Genomic DNA, 15,678 nt, shown 5'->3' with positions numbered 1-15,678 from the left:
GGGCGGTGGTGGGCGGGGCCATCGGGGCCGCCGTCGGCACCGCCAACGGCATCCTGGGCATCGACCGGCGCGAGCGCTTTCGCATCTACGCCGCGGGCGAGCGCCGGCCGTCCTTCCGCTACGACGGTCCGTTGCGCGTCGGCACGGTGCTGCCGCCCGAAGGCGTGATCTACTACGACGTGCCGCCGGAATTCGCCCTCAAGGGCCTCAACTACACCATCGTCAACGACCACCCGGTGCTGGTCGAGCCCGGGACGCGCCGCGTCGTCGAGGTGATCGACTAATGCGATCGCCCGTGACGCAACGGCCGGATTCGGGGTAAGAGCCGGGACCGAAGCCGCCGGCCCTGAATGTCCCGCCCGTCCGATCCGCCAATTGCCGTGTGCGATCCCGACCGCCTCGCCGCGCTCGACTCGTATGCCATTCTCGACACGCTGCCCGAGCAGGGATTCGACGACGTGGTGCGCCTGGCGAGTCGGGTCTGCGACACGCCGGTGGCCCTGGTGAGCCTGGTCGCCGGCAGCCGGCAATGGTTCAAGGCCCGGACGGGCTTTCCGTTCCCGCAGACCGATCTGAGCCGCTCGGTCTGCGCCCATGCTCTGACGCATCCGGGCGCACTCTTCGTGATCCCGGACTTGAGCGAGGATCCCCGCACCCGCGACAACCCGCTCGTCACCGCCTCGCCGGGCATCCGGTTCTATGCCGGGGCGCCCCTGCGCACGCCGGGGGGACAGGTGCTCGGCACGCTCTGCGTGATCGATTACGTCCCGCGGCCGGAGGGCCTGACCGCCGCCGAGGCCGGCGACCTCGTGGCTCTGGCGCGCCAGGTGATGGGACAGTTCGCCCTGCGCCGGGCCGTGGCGGAGCATCAGACGGCCCTGCGGGTGGCGCAGGCCGCCGAGGAGCGCTACCGCCGGGCGGCGCAGGCCACCCGGGACGCGATCTGGGACTGGGACTTCTCCACCGACCACGTGCTCTGGAACGAGGCGCTGGAGACCGCCTATGGCCACGCCCCCGCGGACGTCGCGCCGACCGGCCTCTGGTGGATCGATCACATCCATCCGGACGACCGCGCCCGGATCGACGCCTCGGTCCATGCCGTCATCGACGGGGCCGACACCGTCTGGAGCGACGAGTACCGCTTCCGCCGCGCCGACGGCTCCTACGCGCATGTCTTCGACCGCGGCTCGGTGATCCGCGACGAGGCCGGACGCGCGGTGCGGATGATCGGCGCCATGCTCGACCTCACCGAGCGCCATCGCGCCGAGGCGGAGCGGCGCGAATCCGAGCGCCGCCTCGCGCTCTTTGCCGAGCAGTCGAGCGATTTCATCGCCATCGCGGATGCGGATGGCCAGATCGTCTACCTCAACCAGGCCGGCCGGGCCCTGGTGGGCCTGAGCGAGGACGCGGCGCGGGCGGCACGCCTGACCGACGTCTTCACCCCGGACGACCTCCCCGTCGCCGTCGCCACGATCCTGCCCGCCACCCGGTCCGCTGGGTCCTGGAGCGGCGAGTTCCGCCTGCGCAACCTCGCCACCGGGGCGGTGGTGCCGGTGCGCTACAGCCTCTTCGCCCTGCGGGGGGCCGGCGGGGCCTTCGAGGGCTTCGCGGCGGTGAGCCACGACATCTCGGCCCGCAAGGCGGCGGAAGCCCAGCAGGAGATCCTCAACCGCGAGCTGAGCCATCGGCTCAAGAACACCCTGGCGATGGTCCAGGCCATCGCCGTGCAGACCCTGCGCAACGCCACCGATCCGGCGGCGGCCCGCGAGGCGCTGGTGGCCCGGCTGGTGGCGCTCGGCAAGGCGCACGACATCCTGCTGACCGGCGAGGGCGAGGGCGCCGACCTGCGGGCGGTGCTCGACAGCGCGCTGGCGATCCACGACGACGGCCGGCCCGGACGCTTCCGTCTCCAGGGACCGCCGGTGCCGTGCGGGGCGCGGGCGGCGCTCTCGCTGGCCCTGATGGCGCACGAACTCGCCACCAACGCGGTCAAGTACGGCGCCTTGCGCAGCCCCGACGGCCACGTCACCCTCGACTGGACGATCACCGACCCGGCCGACCCCGTGCTCGCCCTGCGCTGGCAGGAACATGGCGGTCCCCGCGTGACGCCGCCGACCCGCAAGGGCTTCGGCTCGCGCCTGATCGAACGGGGATTGGCCGGCACCGTCGATGGCGAGGTCGCCACGCATTACCCGCCCGAGGGCGTGGTGTGCACGCTGACGGCGCCGCTGGCGGAGTTGCGGCGGGGGGAGTGATCAGAACCGCACCACCTCGCTCCCATTCACCGCCCGCACCGTCCCGCACGGCCGCTCGGCACCGATGAAGGTGAGACGGCGTTCTCCCCTCGGTGCCAGAGGGAACCAGTTGTCTGACGGGCGCCCTGCGCCGTCGAGCATGACATGCACCCCGCGGGCATGCCGCTCCGTCGCGATGCGCAGCACGACATCGCCGCCGTCGTCGACGACAGCAGCGGAGAGGCCGATCTCCCGCGGTTCCGCGTCCCGCCCGACCGGGAATTGGAACGCCTCGGCGAGGAATGTCCCATCGGTGCGGCAAAGCCGCAGATGCGCCAGGTCGTGCGCCGCCGGGCCGAAGCGGTAGGCCACGGTCGCATCGAAGAAGCGGCCGAGGAGAGTGGCCGAGGAGAGCGAGACCGTCGCGCGGGGCCCGAGCGTCAAGGCCCGCTCAGCCTTCGCCACGGCCTTGCCGGCGGCTGTGGCGAAGGTCAGCGTGAGGGTGGCGTCGATCGCCTCGGCGGTCTCGTTGATCAGATGGGCGTGGAGGCCGTTCAGCCCCTCGTCCGACAGCACGGCCTGGACCGGCCGGAAGGCGCGCTTGAGGGCGTACCAGGCCGATTTCGGCCGCCCCGTCACGTCGACCACGCCCCAGCCCGCCCCCGGAGCGAGGTCGCGGTAGAGCCAGACCAGGCCGCCGGCGGTGATCGAGCCGTTGCGGCGCCACTCGGCGAAGGTCGCCTCCATCACCTCGGCGACGGCCGCGCGGCCGAGGGTCAGGTAGCGCTCGGGATCGTCGCGGCGCAGGGCCTCCGGGTCGACGCCGTAGAGGGCGCCGACGTAATGGTCGCGCACGCCCTCGAAGTCCCAGTCGGCGCCGCGGTCGCGCGGGACGAAGCGGGCCCAGGCGGGATCGCGCGGGTCGGTCAGGCCCGCTTCCGTCAAGGAGACCGGGTCCGGCACGTTGGCGAAGGCGAGGCACTCGGAGGCGAAGCGCACCTCGGCCCGGCGGGCATCCTCGAACGGGCGGCAATAGGCGCCCACGCCATAATAGTGGGTCACGCCCGCATTCGTGGAGAACGGCAGGTCGCCGCCCGAGGGCGAGTTCGGCACCACGACGAGGTCCGGCCGGCGCGCGGCGACGGCCTCGCGCAGCATCGCCTCCACCGCCCGGGCGCGCCAGGCTGATTCCGGAAAGCCCAGCATCGCCGCCTGCTGCTCGACCTCGCTGCCGCCGCCGACGACGCAGAGCGAGGGCGAAGCCTGGAGCCGGTCGAGGAGTTGCGCGATCTCGGACCCGAGCGCCGACCGGAAGGCGGGATCGTCGGTCGGATAATCGAAATTCGCCAGCATCAGGTCCTGCCAGACCAGGAGGCCGCATTCGTCGCACAGGTCGTGGAAAGCCTGGCCCTCGTACAGCATCGTGCCGCCGACCCGGATCATGGTCATGCCGGCCTCGACCGCGAGGGCGAGGAGCGGGGCATAGGCGTCGCGGTCGCCCGGCAGACCGACGAGATCGGGCGGGGTCCAGCAGGCGCCCCGGCAGAAGACCGGCACACCGTTGACCGCGAGGCTCAGGCCGTCCGCGAAGGTGCGCCGCATCGTGACGGTGCGGAATCCGACCCGGCCGAGATCGAACGTCTCGCCCCCGGCCTCGACCGTGACGGCGTGCAGGCGCGGCTCGCCATGGGTGTGTGGCCACCACAGGGCGACGCCTGGCAGCGCCAGCCGGCCTTCGAACCGGCCCGGTGTGGTCTCGGTGAGCACGCTCTCGCGGCCGTCGCAGCGGAGGATGACGGGGCCGCCGCCCGCCGGCAGGGTCAGGCCGGCGGCCAGGATCCCGGTCCCGTCCTCGACGCTCGCCCGCAGGTCGATGCCGGTGGGCCGCCCCCCCTCCCCTCTCCGGGTGATCGGCCGGTAGGGGCCGACGGCGTCGACGCTCGGGCACCAGCCCGGCATGAAGCCGAGCAAGGTGGTGCGGGCGTGGCGCAGCGATCCGGGGGTGGCGAGCTGCGGCCGCCAGCGGCCGCGCTTGTGCGGCCGGGCGAGATCCTGCGCCAGCGAGCGGAAGGCGAGCGCGAGGGTATGGCGGCCGTCGAGATCGACCGCGATCTCGTGGGCGAGGAACATCGAGCGGGAGCTGAGCAGGAGGTGGCCGTCGAGCCAGATTTCGCAGAGCGTCGCCAGCCCCTCGAAGCGGAGGATCTCGCGGCCATTGCCCGAGAGTGTCGTGCGGTACCAGATGTCGGAGCCGTGCAGCGGCGTCGGCACCGCATCCGACCATCGGCCGGCCGCGCGCAGGGCGCCGGCCGCGGTGCCGGGGACCGGGGCGGGGATGAATCCGGTGAGCGTGTCGAGATCGCCCGGGCCGGCGCAGGCGCCGGGTTCGGTGACGATCATGTCCCACGGACCGTCGAGGGCCCGGTCGACGGTGCGCAGAAGGGCCATGCCGGTGTCGGAGCCTGTTCGAGGGATGGAAATGAAGACACGCGGCGCCTGTCCCGCCGATCGGACATGCTCTCGGAGACTGTCTGAGGTGATCGACGGTAGTGGCCCCCTCGCGTCATTCCGGGCTCCGCTTTCGCGGCCCCGGAATGACGCGGTGGAGGCAGGCCCGTCGCGCTCACCAACAGGCTCGAGCGCTTCACGATTGCGTTGCCATCGCGAAGCGCTCTCGCTCGTTGATTGTGCCGCATTGTCTACGACGAACCGGTATCCACTTCGTCGGACAATGCTCTGTCATGCCAACGGCCCAGGATGCTGACGCATCGATTCGATCTCGGGCAAGCCCGAGATCGACGAGGCCGCTGACCCATCTCGAATTTTCGATGCCAAACCAGAGGCTTGGCGAACATTCGAGAGCGGAACCGAAGGTCGTTTCCAACGACCGTTGGTCTCACTCCGTGGCGAGGGCGCGGTCGAGCGCGTCGAACACCGCCGCATAGGTCGCCTCGGCTGCCGTCAGACGCTCGGGCAGTCCCGCCAGCTTGCCGCGGGCGAAGGCGCGGGCGAGCTGGAACTGGAACGCCTTGGCCTCCTGGGCGAGCCGCGTCGCCGCCTCCGCCGCCTCGCCGAACGGCCCCACGCCCGCCTCCGTCAGCCAGGCGAGATGGCTGCCCAGAAGCTCGAAATTGGCCCCGAGCTGGCGGGTGGTGTTGAAGGCGTAGGCATGGAAGGCGGTGAGCGGCCGTTGCACGAAGGCGTCCGCCTTGCCCGACAGCGCCGCGCGAAAGGCGGTGACCGGGTTGGCCGTCGGGGCGTGGCCGCGGTGCCGGCGCAGCAGCGCCAGCGCGGCGCCCGGCAATTCGGCCGGGCTCAAGGGCTGGCCGCACGGCTTCACGAACTCGGCATAGGGCAGAAGACGCCCCTTGGCGAAGATGCCGTCGTAATCGGCGCCGTCGAGCTGGAAGCGGCCGGCATTGTGGACGTAGTCGAGGAAGCGACGCGCCGGATCGAGGGCCAGGATCGCGATCGTGGTCTTCGACGCCTCGCGGCCATAGGTGGTGCCAGCGGTGTCGGGCAGGAAGAAGGCGTCGACCTCGACCAGCACCGGCAGCCCGCGGGCCGCCTGGATCAGGCTGTGGCTCTCCAGATCCTCGTAGAGCGCGAGTTCCAGGATCTCCAGGCCGTAGAGCGCCTCGATGTCGGCGGCCTTCGGCTTGAAGAAGGTGAACTGGTCGCCCTCGAAATCCTGCCGCAGGGTGAAGCCGAGCATCGCCTCGGGCGCGAGCCCGCGCAGGTGCAGCAGCTCGATCCAGAGATCGACGTAGCAGTTCGTCTCCGGCCAGGTCCGGTCGGGGGCGTGGAGCGCGTGCGGGACGTGCAGGGGCCGGGGAAGGACGGGGGCCGCGGACGTCTCCGTCCGCGGCGCCTCGATCACGGGATCCCGCGTCACATGGGCGAGGGCAGCCGACATCGCGGCCTCAGCCGAAGAGCTGGGCGCGCACGGTCGCCGGCCAGGCGTCGAGATCGAGGCCGTGATGGCGCAGCAGCGCGAGGGTGATCCGCTCCAGGCCGAAACCGACGCAAGCCGTGTGGGCCACCGAGCCGTCGGCCTGCTGGATGCCCCAGGTCGTGCCGAAATGGTCCTGGTGGTAGTTGAAGCTGAGGCAGGCGGTCGGCTTGTCCTCGCTGTTGACCGGCACGTTCAGCTCGAACTTGAGCGCCTGGGCGCGCTGGTTGTTGGCGAGCATCTTGCCGGCGCGGCCGAAGAACGGGTCGTTGGCCGGGTCGATGGCGAGCGGCAGGCCGAGATCGCTCATCATCGTGTTGCCGCGCTGGAGCCACAGCTCGCGGAAGGCCAGCACCTGCTCGGGCGTGCCCATGCGGACGTATTCGCGCATGCGGAACAGCTGCATGCGGGTCGGCTCCAGCGACGGCTCGTGCCGGAAGCAGTAGGATTGCAGGTCGAACAGCAACCCGTCCTCCGGCAGCCGGCCGCGGGCGGCAGCGACCGGGTAGAGCGGGTAGCAGGCGGCCGGGGTCAGCACGATGTCGGTGGCGGCCTGCTTGGCGGTCCAGTCCTCGCCGGCATCGAGGCAGGCGAGAAGGCGGGCGTGGTCGGCCTCGTTGCCGCAGAAGCTGTGCACCGTGCCGGCGAGGTGCGGGAAGCCCTTGAGATAGCCGCTGCGCTCGAAGCTCGACCGGGCCATGCCGGGCGGGAAGCGCAGGGCCTCGGCGCCGTCGGCCGCGCCGATGCGCGAGACCAGCCGGTCGAGGGCTTCGACCACGCTCTCGAAGGCGCCGGAGCGGCCATAGAGCCCGTCGACCCCGGTGCGGATCAGGAGGCCGCGGTCGAACAGGCGGTCGAGGAACGAGAGCGGCGCGGGCGCCTCGGTCTCGTCGGCGACGGGAAGGAGGTCGGAGGAGAGGCTCTGGTCCATCACGCGCTCAGGAGCTTGCCGCTGCCCTTCTGCACCAGCAGAAGGTTGGCGGTGTTGGAGAGGATGCGGTCGTTGTTGATCATCAGCGGCGCCGAGAGGACGTCGCGCAGCTGCCGGCCGAGGCTGAACGGGGTGCCGTTCTTGTAGCCCGCGATGCCGACCACCGAGAGGGCGCGCTGCACGATGTCGACGGACTGGACCGAGACCGTGGTCTTCACGTTGTTCAGCATGATCGAGAACCCGATCGCGCTTAAGCTGTCGGGGTCGCCCTTGGCGTCCTCGTAGCGCGCGAGCCCGGCCACCACCGTGCTCTTCATCGCCTGGAGCGCGTTGGCGGCCTCGGCGAGACGAAGCGCTCCCGGCGGCACCTGGCCCGGCTTCTTGCGGGCCTCGCTCTGCACGAAGGCGCGGGCGCGGTCGACCGCGTAAGCAGCGATGCCGAACCACACGCTGCCCCAGAGCAGGTGCGAGGCGGCGAGCATCGACTGCGCGGCGATCTCCGCGAAGGGCTTCTGCATCACCTGGACGAGGGGCAGCCCCTCGGCCTTGAGGAGGAAGCCGTCGCTGCACGTGCCGCGCATGCCGAGCGTGTCCCACACGCTGGTGCGCTCGAGGGTGATCTGGTCGGCGAGCAGGGCCACCAGCACCTGGTCGGAGGTGGCGGCGTCCTTGTGGCGGCGGGCGGTGGCCAGGATCAGGTCGGCCTGGGAGCCGTAGGAGATGACGCTCGCTTCCTTGGTCAGGCGGAACGTGTCGCCGTCCGCCTGGACGGCGCAGAGGCTGTTGCGCAGGTCGCCGCCGATGCCGGCCTCGGTGGTCGACGAGGCGATCAGCAACTGCTCGGCCGCGATCCGCTCCATCAGGGTGCAGTGCCAGGCGCTCTCGAGGCCGTGGGTGACGAGGCTCGCGAGCTTGATGTGGTGCATCGCGAACACCATCGCGGAGGCCGAGCAGGCGCGCCCAAGGATGGCGCACAGCTCGGCAATCTCGCTCATCGAGGCCCCCTCCCCGCCCAAGGAGCGCGGGACCTGGATGCCGAGCAGGCGCTCGGCCTTGAGCGCGGCGATCGCCTCGGCCGGGAACCGACCCTCGCGGTCAACCGCGTCGGCGTGGCGGGCGGCGACATCCGCGACGCGCTTGGCCCGCGCATCGAGGGCGTCCACCGGGGCTGACGTCGCGGCCGGCAGGGTCGCCGCGACCTCGACGTGCATGTTCATGCGGCCTCCTGCTGGGACAAGCCCGACACCGTGTCCCGGATGATGCGGATGGTCGAGAACGAGCGCCGGCCCAGAGCCGAATCGGGGAACTCGATGTCGAACCGCTCCTCGAGGGCCAGCATCAGTTGCACCGAGCCGAAGGAATCCAGCCCCTTCTCGAACAGATCGTCGTCGTCGGACAGGCTGTCGACCACGCTCTTCAGCGACTCCAGCGACTTCAGCACATCTCGAATGTCAGAGATATCGACCATCTGGCACCACCTTCCTGTATGACACGAGCATCCCATCCGGCAGATGAGATTGCAATCTTTGACCTAAGTCTTGGTAAATTTTCGAGCGTGTATTTTAGGGAAATTTCCGATCCACTGCGAATCGGGCGGTCCGATTCGGGTGGATGGGTGACACTCAACTCCGAACAGCTTAACAGCTCGCAAATCACGGGCCGGACCTTGGGTGAGAATTCCGTCAAGCTTACGGATTTCCCAGGCAGGGCCGGGCGTTACGGGGCGTCTGGATCCCGCCTCGCCGCGATCGGGCAGCGGGCCGGATCGGGCGCCCGGAGGACATGCGCCGACGCTTCCGGCGCCGCTCCTTTGGTGCGGGGTCGCAGGCTGGTCGGGACGGGTCGCTGGCGATGTCGGGGGGAGCCCGGGCCCCCTCCCCCGGCTGCTCGCCCGCAAGATCGGCGCGATCCTTGCGCGGAGCTTGTGCCGGTGGCGCGGGGGCAATTGCCAATCGGGGCTGAAACGCGCCAATTGCAGTTTGAACGCCGAACCGGCGAATTTTCTGCAAACAGGGCTTGCGAGGATGAATCAACCGATGCCGCTGCAACCCCCCGCCCCGGTGGCGCCTGCCGCGATGATCGGCGCCCACGCGGCGACGCTGCGCGAGCAGCTCCAGGCGATCTCCTCCGGGCTGTTTCCGCCCACCGCCGCCAAGGGCCTGCGCCGCTTCACCTCGACCGAGGCCGCCCGGATCATCGGCGTGACCGTGTCGCGGTTGCAGCAGCTCGCCGCCGACGGGCTCGGGCCGCAGCCGGATGTCTCGGCCAACGGGCGCCGGTCCTATTCCCTCGCCGACATCCACGGGCTGCGGTCCTATCTGGACGAGAACACGCGGGGCGGCCGGCGCTACCAGCCGCGCCGCAGTGGCGCCGAGCACCTCCAGGTCGTGGCGGTGGCGAACTTCAAGGGTGGATCGGGCAAGACCACCACGACCGCCCACCTCGCCCAGTCCCTGGTGTTGCGCGGCTACCGGGTGCTTGCCATCGATCTCGATCCGCAGGCCAGCCTCTCGGCCCTGTTGGGCGTGCAGCCCGAACTCGATGTCGGGGCCGACGAAACCCTTTACGGCGCGATCCGCTACGACGACGCCAGGCCGCTCCGCGACGTGGTGCGCCCGACCTATTTCACCGGCCTCGACCTCGTTCCGGCGAATCTCGAACTGATGGAGTTCGAGCACGAGACGCCGCGGGCGTTGAACCGCCGCCGGGCCGGCGACCCCTTGTTCTTCGACCGGGTCGCCCATGCGATCGAGACGGTGGCCGCATCCTACGACGTCGTCGTGATCGATTGCCCGCCGCAGCTCGGCTACCTGACCCTCTCGGCGCTCTGCGCCGCGACGTCGCTTCTCATCACCGTCCATCCGCAGATGCTCGACGTCGCCTCGATGAGCCAGTTCCTGGCGATGACCGAGGACCTGCTCGGCGTGGTGGCGGAATCCGGCGGGCGGCTGCAATATGACTGGCTGCGCTATCTCGTGACCCGCTACGAGCAGCAGGATGCGCCGCAGACCCGGATCGTCGGCATGCTGCGCACCCTGTTCGAGGATGCGGTGCTGACCGCGCCGATGCTCAAGTCCTCGGCGGTTTCGGATGCCGGCCTGTCGAAGCAGACCCTCTACGAGATCGGCCGCGAGAGCGTGACCCGCTCGACCTATGACCGCGCGCTCGAATCGCTGGAGGCGGTCAATGGCGAGATCGAGGCCCTGATCCGCCGCGCCTGGGGCCGGTCATGAGCCGCAAGTCGAACCTCGACGCCTTGTTCGGGGCCCGGCCGGCCGCGAAGCCCGCTTCCCCCGAGGCGCCGCCGGCGCCGGATCCCGAGGCGTTTGCAGCTGCAAACCCGCCGCCGCCCGAGCCCGAGTTTGCAGCTGCAAACGCCCGCGCCCCGGAGCGAAGCCGCAGCGGCGCGGTGCGGGCGATGAGCAGCACCCTGCGGGGCCTGGCGGCCCGGGCCGACGCCGCGGCGGAGATCGAGGCCGGGACCGTCGTGGTCGAGATCGAGCCGGAGCGGATCGACGATTCCTTCATCGCCGACCGGGTGGCGGATGCCAACGATCCGGGCCTCGCGGCCCTCGTCGAGAGCATCCGCGAGAGCGGCCAGCAGGTGCCGATCCTGGTGCGGCCGCACCCCTCGGCCCCCGATCGCTATCAGGTCGCCTATGGCCGCCGGCGCATCCAGGCGGCGCGGCACCTCGCACAGGCGGTGCGCGCCGTGGTCCGCCCGCTCACCGATGCCGAGCTGGTCGTGGCCCAGGGCAAGGAGAACCTGGAGCGGCAGGATCTGAGCTATATCGAGCGGGCCTTCTTCGCGCTCCGGCTCGAGGAGCATGGTTTCCCGCGCGCCACGATCACCGCCGCCATGGGCGTCGGCAAGGGCGACCTCTCGACCCTGATCTCGGTGGCCCGGACCGTGCCGGCGGAGATCGTCCGGGCGATCGGCCCGGCCCCGGCCGCCGGGCGGCCGCGCTGGATGCTGCTCGCCGAGCGGGTCCGGACGGCGGAGCCCGGCCAAATCGCGGACCTGCTCGCCGATCCCGGATTCCGGGACAAGCCTACCAACGAGCGCTTCGCTGCGGTGCTCAACGCCCTGGCGCCTCCCGCCGTGCCGCGCCCGGCGCCGCAGGTCTGGAGCGACGAGGCCGGCCGCGGCATCGCCCGGATCGAGCGGAGCCCCGACCGGGTCGCCCTGTCCTTCGACGAGCGCGCGGAGCCCGGCCTCGCCGATTACCTCCTCGACCGGTTGCCGGAGATTCTGGCCGCCTACCGCGCCGGCCGCACGCGGCCCTGACGCCACCCGCCACGCCTCCGGCCGGGAACCAAAGCACCCGGCCGGGCCTCTTCCGGACAGACCCTGTCCGCATCGAGGCCTGCCATGCGACACGCCCTCCTGATTCTCGCCGTTCTGAGCCCTGCCGTCGCCCTCGCGCAGGACACGCCCGATCCGGGTCCGGCCGAGGCGCGCCAAGTCTGCGAAGCCAAGGCCGACCGGAGCGGCATCACCGGTGACAACCGGGCAACCTACCTGCGCGAATGCGAGGCGGGCGAGCGACTGGTGCGGAGCACGACCCCGCGCTGAGGCGAACGCCGGACGGCCCGGCGCGTTGGTCCTCGCACAGGCACGCGCTGCGGAGCATCCGATGACCGATTGGAGGCCCATCGATCGCGCCCCCCGGGATGGGCGCTGGATCATCGCCATTCACCGGGACGAGCCGGACCGGCGCGCCGTGATCCGCTGGGATCCCGGACGGGTTGGAGATGGCCGGCCCTGGCACGTCGCGACCACCGATTATGGTTATGAGGTTGACGCCTTCACCGACTGGACGCCGTTCCCGGACCCGCCGGAGCCGGGGCAGGGCGCATGACCTCGGTCATGCCATCCGCGCGACGGTCTCCGGCCGGGGGAGATTGTCGCGCACCGCGACGCCTCTGCGGCCTGCGGCTGGCGTCGCGTGCGAGGGCCGCCGCAGGGATGCGGGCCTGCACACCCAAGCCCTCGTTGCCCTCAGCTCGGCCGTCTCGTCCTGAGGCTGCTCGACCATTTCGGCCCGCCGGGCGGCGGTGAGCCCTGAACGGACCGCGCCCGTGAGGCTTGCCCGTTTGGCCGGATTGCGCGGTCGGGTCGGATCAGGGATAAAACGGAAGCACCGCCGCGATGGCGTCGCGGCGGTGCTCGCCCTCGACGAGGGCCTTCCTCCCCAGACTTCGAGCCGCTCTCGAGGGCGGCTTGTGTCGTGTCTGTGATCACACTCGTAGCCGCCGATTCGCGCCCGCACAAGCACAATTGTGCGTCATGCGCGGGCACTTGGCATTTTGATGCGCAAGCGGCGGGGCAGGGGAGGGGATCGGCACGCCCCGTCTTGCCCAAGCCCCGTCCTGCCCAAGCCCCGTCCTGCCCAAGCCCCGTCCTGCCATGAGGGAGCGGCGGCCGTCAGATCGGATGTGCGGCGTGCCCCGTCGGCTCCCGCCGGTCCGTCTTCGGGCCGCCGGCCTCCGGCCGGATCCGCACCGGCACCGATTTCGCCGCCGGCGTCCCCGACTGGACGTCGTGGTGCGAGAGCGCCATCAGGGGGTTCATCTCGGGGTAATAGCCCCCCAGGCACCCATCCGGCAGCGAGAACGGCGTCACCGTGAGGCCGGTCACCTCCCGGGTGATCCCGTCGCCGGCATCGCTGACGAGGCTGACGACTTGGCCCTCGCGCAGGCCCGCCCGGCGGATCTCGCCCGGATTCATCAGGAGCACGTCGCGGGTGCCCTCGATCCCGCGCAGGCGGTCGCTGTAGCCGTAGATCGTGGTGTTGAACTGGTCGTTCGACCGCATGGTGATGAGACGGTAGCGGCCGGGCTCATCGGAAAAGCCCGTCGCCGACAGGACCGCGGGGGCGGTGAACTCCGCCTTGCCGCTCTCGGTCTTCCAGATCCGCTCGCGCGCCGAGTTGCCGCGATAGAAGCCGCCGGGGATCCAGAGCCGGTCGTTGAAGTCGTGGAACTCTTCCCGGTAAGTCCTGGCGATCTCGTCGCGGATCAAGCCGTAATCGCCGACCCACTCGTCCCACCGAACCTTGGGGTTCGGCGCCAGCGTCGCCTTGGCGATCCCGGCGACGATCGCGACCTCGGATTTCAAAAAGTCGCTCGCCGGGGTGCGTCGGCCTTGCGAGCCGTAGATGCAGCTGAACGTGTCCTCGATGCTCACCGCCTGCGGGCCTGATGCCTGGCGGTCCTCCTCGGTGCGGCCGAGGCAGGGCAGCAGGTAGGCGATCTCGCCATTGACGAGATGCGAGCGGTTGAGCTTGGTCGCGACCTGCACGGTGAGGCGCATCCCGGTCCACGCCGTCTCCATCCGGTCCTGGTCGGGGATCGCCCGCACGAAGTTGCCCCCTAACCCGATGAAGCTCTTGATCTCGCCCGACAGGATGCCTTCGCAGGCTTCCACCGTGTTGACGCCCTTCTCCCGCGGTGGCGTGAACCCGAACTGCTGGCTGAGGCGATCGAGCGGCACCAGTTCCGGCTTCTCCGAGATCCCGACGGTGCGCTGGCCCTGAACGTTGGAATGGCCCCGCACGGGCGACACGCCGGTGCCGTCACGCCCGATATTGCCCCTGAGCAGCAGCAGGTTGACCACCATCGCGACGTTCTCGAAGCCGTGCACGTGCTGCGTCAGCCCCATGCCGTAGAAGGCGCAAACCCGCTCGGCCTCGACATAGACCTGTCCCGCCGCCTCGATGTCGGCGCGACTGATCCCGGATTCGCGCTCGATCTCCTCCCACGAGGTTGCCCGGACCTTCGCCTCGAAGGCGTCCAGCCCCGTCGTGTGCTGGGCGATGAAGTCGGTGTCGAGGATGCGGGTGCCCTTGGCCTTGGCGGCGTCATCGGCCGCGAAGACGTGCTTGCACAGGCCGAGCATCACCGCGATGTCGCCGCCGGGCCGGACCTGATGGTACTGCGTGCTGATCGGGGTCGACGAGCGGGTCAGCATCTCGACCGGGCTCTGCGGGTTGGTGAAGCTCTCCAGCCCCCGCTCGCGCACCGGGTTGAAGGTGATGATCTTCACGCCCCGCTTCGACGCTTCCTGCAACGGGTGCAGGAAGCGCGGCGAGTTGGTGCCGGTGTTCTGGCCGAAGAAGAACATCGCATCGCATTTTGACAGGTCGTCGAACACCACCGTGCCGACGCTGGCGCCGATCACCGTCTTGAGGGCCACCGAAGTCGTCTCGTGGCACATGTTGGAGGAATCGGGCAGGTTGTTGTGGCCGTAGAGCCGGGCGAACAGCGCGTAGAGATACGAGGTTTCGAGACTGGCCCGGCCGGAGGAGTAGAACACCACCGATTTCGGATCGAGCCGGCGCAGTTCCGCGCCGATCGCGCGAAACGCCTCGTCCCAGCCGCAAGGAACGTAGCGGTCGTTGGCGCGGTCGTAGCGCATCGGGTGGGTCAGGCGGCCGAGCTGTTCGAGATCGTAGTCGCTCCAGCCGCGCAACTCGGTCAGCGTGTGCTTGGCGAGCGTGTCCGGCGTGCAGCGCCGCGTGGTCAGCTCCCACAGGGTCGCCTTGGCGCCGTTCTCGCAGAACTCGAAGGGATGATAGTTTGCCGGCTTCGCCCAGGAGCACGAGACGCACATGAAGCCTTTCGGCTTGTTCTGGCGAAACAGGGTCTCGGTGGCGAGCGGCGTCGCCCATTCCTTGCCGAACACCTCGGCAATGCCGCGCACCGAGCCCCAGCCGCCGGCCGGGCTGTCGTAATGGACCGTGTTCTCCTCGACCGACATGCTGGCTCTCCCGGCGGCGACGGACGGCCGCCGACAGGGGAACCCGCCGGGATGGGGGAAGTTCGCGGGGAGCGGGGTCAGGCGCCCTGGGCGTTGCGCCGCAGCCGCATCAGGGCCCGGTCGAGCGCGCCGAGAAAGGCGGAGCGGTCTTTCGGGGAGAATGGCTTCGGCCCGCCGGTCACGGCGCCCGCTTCCCGGAGGGACTGCATCAGGTCGCGGGTGGCGAGCGCCATGCCGATGGAGGACTCGGTGAAGGGCTTGCCGGTGGGAGCGAGCACGCTCGCCCCCGCCTTCACGCAGCGGCTCGCCAGCGGCACGTCGGCGGTGACCACGACCGTCTGCGGTCCGGCCCGCTCGGCGATCCAGTCGTCGGCGGCATCGAGCTTGTCGGAGACGATCACCCGCTCGATCCACGGCTCGCGGGGCACGGTAATGAAGCTGTTTGCCACCACGACGACGCAGGCGCCGTGCCGTCCGGCGACGCGATAGACCTCGTCCTTGACCGGGCAGGCATCGGCGTCGACGAAGATGGTGATCGCGGGCGGCGTGACCGATGACATGGCGTCAGGTGCCGGGATTGAGGAACAGGCTGTCGAATTCCGGCAGCGCGTAGTGCCGGCCGGTGATGTCGATGATGACGACGTGGTCGTGGCCCTCGGCCTCGAGTTCCCGTGCCTTCTCCAGGGCGTCCTCCGGCGAGGCGCGCTGGTGCGAGAGCGGGCCGTTGGCGGTGTGGGCGGTCACGACGAGATGCATGGTCATCCTTGTGCCGGCGGGACCCGCCTTGTGCCGCAGGACC

The 15,678-nt window shown here is 70.4% G+C and carries 14 protein-coding genes; 6 read left to right on the top strand and 8 right to left on the bottom strand.

The window, feature by feature from the left end:
- Positions 1 to 284: DUF1236 domain-containing protein (locus VP06_RS19405; protein WP_048465435.1), on the top strand; the 284-nt coding region annotated here is incomplete at its 5' end.
- Positions 285 to 350: 66 nt separating this feature from the next.
- Positions 351 to 2,255, top strand: coding sequence for a PAS domain S-box protein (locus VP06_RS19400; protein WP_048465427.1), 1,905 nt, complete (start codon positions 351 to 353; stop codon positions 2,253 to 2,255).
- Here the strand turns inward: VP06_RS19400 and VP06_RS19395 are convergent, their stop codons facing one another.
- From VP06_RS19395 to VP06_RS19375, 5 genes are all read right to left on the bottom strand, one after another.
- A complete protein-coding gene (locus tag VP06_RS19395) occupies positions 2,256 to 4,682 on the bottom strand; it encodes a glycosyl hydrolase 2 galactose-binding domain-containing protein (protein WP_048465426.1) in 2,427 nt (808 codons plus the stop codon).
- A 448-nt stretch (positions 4,683 to 5,130) separates the two neighbouring features.
- The gene (locus tag VP06_RS19390) at positions 5,131 to 6,150 is read right to left on the bottom strand and encodes a DUF1839 family protein (protein ID WP_082167499.1); all 1,020 of its coding nucleotides are present in this window, start codon (positions 6,148 to 6,150) and stop codon (positions 5,131 to 5,133) included.
- Positions 6,151 to 6,157: 7 nt separating this feature from the next.
- The gene (locus tag VP06_RS19385) at positions 6,158 to 7,117 is read right to left on the bottom strand and encodes an amino acid--[acyl-carrier-protein] ligase (protein ID WP_082167498.1); all 960 of its coding nucleotides are present in this window, start codon (positions 7,115 to 7,117) and stop codon (positions 6,158 to 6,160) included.
- Positions 7,117 to 8,328, bottom strand: a complete 1,212-nt coding sequence (locus tag VP06_RS19380) for an acyl-CoA dehydrogenase family protein (protein ID WP_048465432.1) — start codon at positions 8,326 to 8,328, stop codon at positions 7,117 to 7,119. Before VP06_RS19380 ends, VP06_RS19385 begins: the two co-directional genes overlap by 1 nt.
- Before the next feature lie 2 nt (positions 8,329 to 8,330).
- Positions 8,331 to 8,585, bottom strand: a complete 255-nt coding sequence (locus tag VP06_RS19375) for an acyl carrier protein (RefSeq protein ID WP_048465425.1) — start codon at positions 8,583 to 8,585, stop codon at positions 8,331 to 8,333.
- 568 nt (positions 8,586 to 9,153) lie between these two features.
- On the opposite strand from VP06_RS19375, the gene repA reads away from it, so the two are divergent.
- From repA to VP06_RS19355, 4 genes are all read left to right on the top strand, one after another.
- Complete coding sequence (repA, locus tag VP06_RS19370) at positions 9,154 to 10,350, top strand: plasmid partitioning protein RepA (RefSeq protein WP_245291239.1); 1,197 nt, start codon at positions 9,154 to 9,156, stop codon at positions 10,348 to 10,350.
- Positions 10,347 to 11,405 (top strand): plasmid partitioning protein RepB, encoded by a 1,059-nt coding sequence (gene repB, locus VP06_RS19365; RefSeq protein ID WP_048465423.1) that lies wholly within the window; start codon positions 10,347 to 10,349, stop codon positions 11,403 to 11,405. The genes repA and repB overlap by 4 nt, the downstream gene beginning before the upstream one ends.
- A gap of 84 nt (positions 11,406 to 11,489) precedes the next feature.
- Positions 11,490 to 11,693 (top strand): hypothetical protein, encoded by a 204-nt coding sequence (locus VP06_RS19360; RefSeq protein WP_048465422.1) that lies wholly within the window; start codon positions 11,490 to 11,492, stop codon positions 11,691 to 11,693.
- 61 nt (positions 11,694 to 11,754) lie between these two features.
- Positions 11,755 to 11,979 carry a hypothetical protein gene (locus tag VP06_RS19355; protein WP_048465421.1) on the top strand — a complete coding sequence of 75 codons (225 nt, stop codon included), beginning with the start codon at positions 11,755 to 11,757 and terminating at the stop codon, positions 11,977 to 11,979.
- A 566-nt stretch (positions 11,980 to 12,545) separates the two neighbouring features.
- On the opposite strand, the gene VP06_RS19350 is transcribed toward VP06_RS19355, so the two are convergent.
- From VP06_RS19350 to VP06_RS19340, 3 genes are all read right to left on the bottom strand, one after another.
- Positions 12,546 to 14,879 (bottom strand): FdhF/YdeP family oxidoreductase, encoded by a 2,334-nt coding sequence (locus VP06_RS19350; protein ID WP_048465420.1) that lies wholly within the window; start codon positions 14,877 to 14,879, stop codon positions 12,546 to 12,548.
- Positions 14,880 to 14,956: 77 nt separating this feature from the next.
- On the bottom strand, positions 14,957 to 15,439 hold the full coding sequence (locus VP06_RS19345) for a YaiI/YqxD family protein (RefSeq protein WP_048465419.1): 483 nt from the start codon (positions 15,437 to 15,439) through the stop codon (positions 14,957 to 14,959).
- A gap of 4 nt (positions 15,440 to 15,443) precedes the next feature.
- Complete coding sequence (locus VP06_RS19340) at positions 15,444 to 15,635, bottom strand: hypothetical protein (RefSeq protein ID WP_048465418.1); 192 nt, start codon at positions 15,633 to 15,635, stop codon at positions 15,444 to 15,446.
- Between the last annotated feature and the right edge of the window lie 43 nt (positions 15,636 to 15,678).

This window comes from Methylobacterium aquaticum (assembly GCF_001043915.1).
Lineage (GTDB): Bacteria > Pseudomonadota > Alphaproteobacteria > Rhizobiales > Beijerinckiaceae > Methylobacterium > Methylobacterium aquaticum.
The sequence above is the reverse complement of the archived record's forward strand: the minus strand, read 5'-3'. Positions and strand labels throughout refer to the sequence as shown.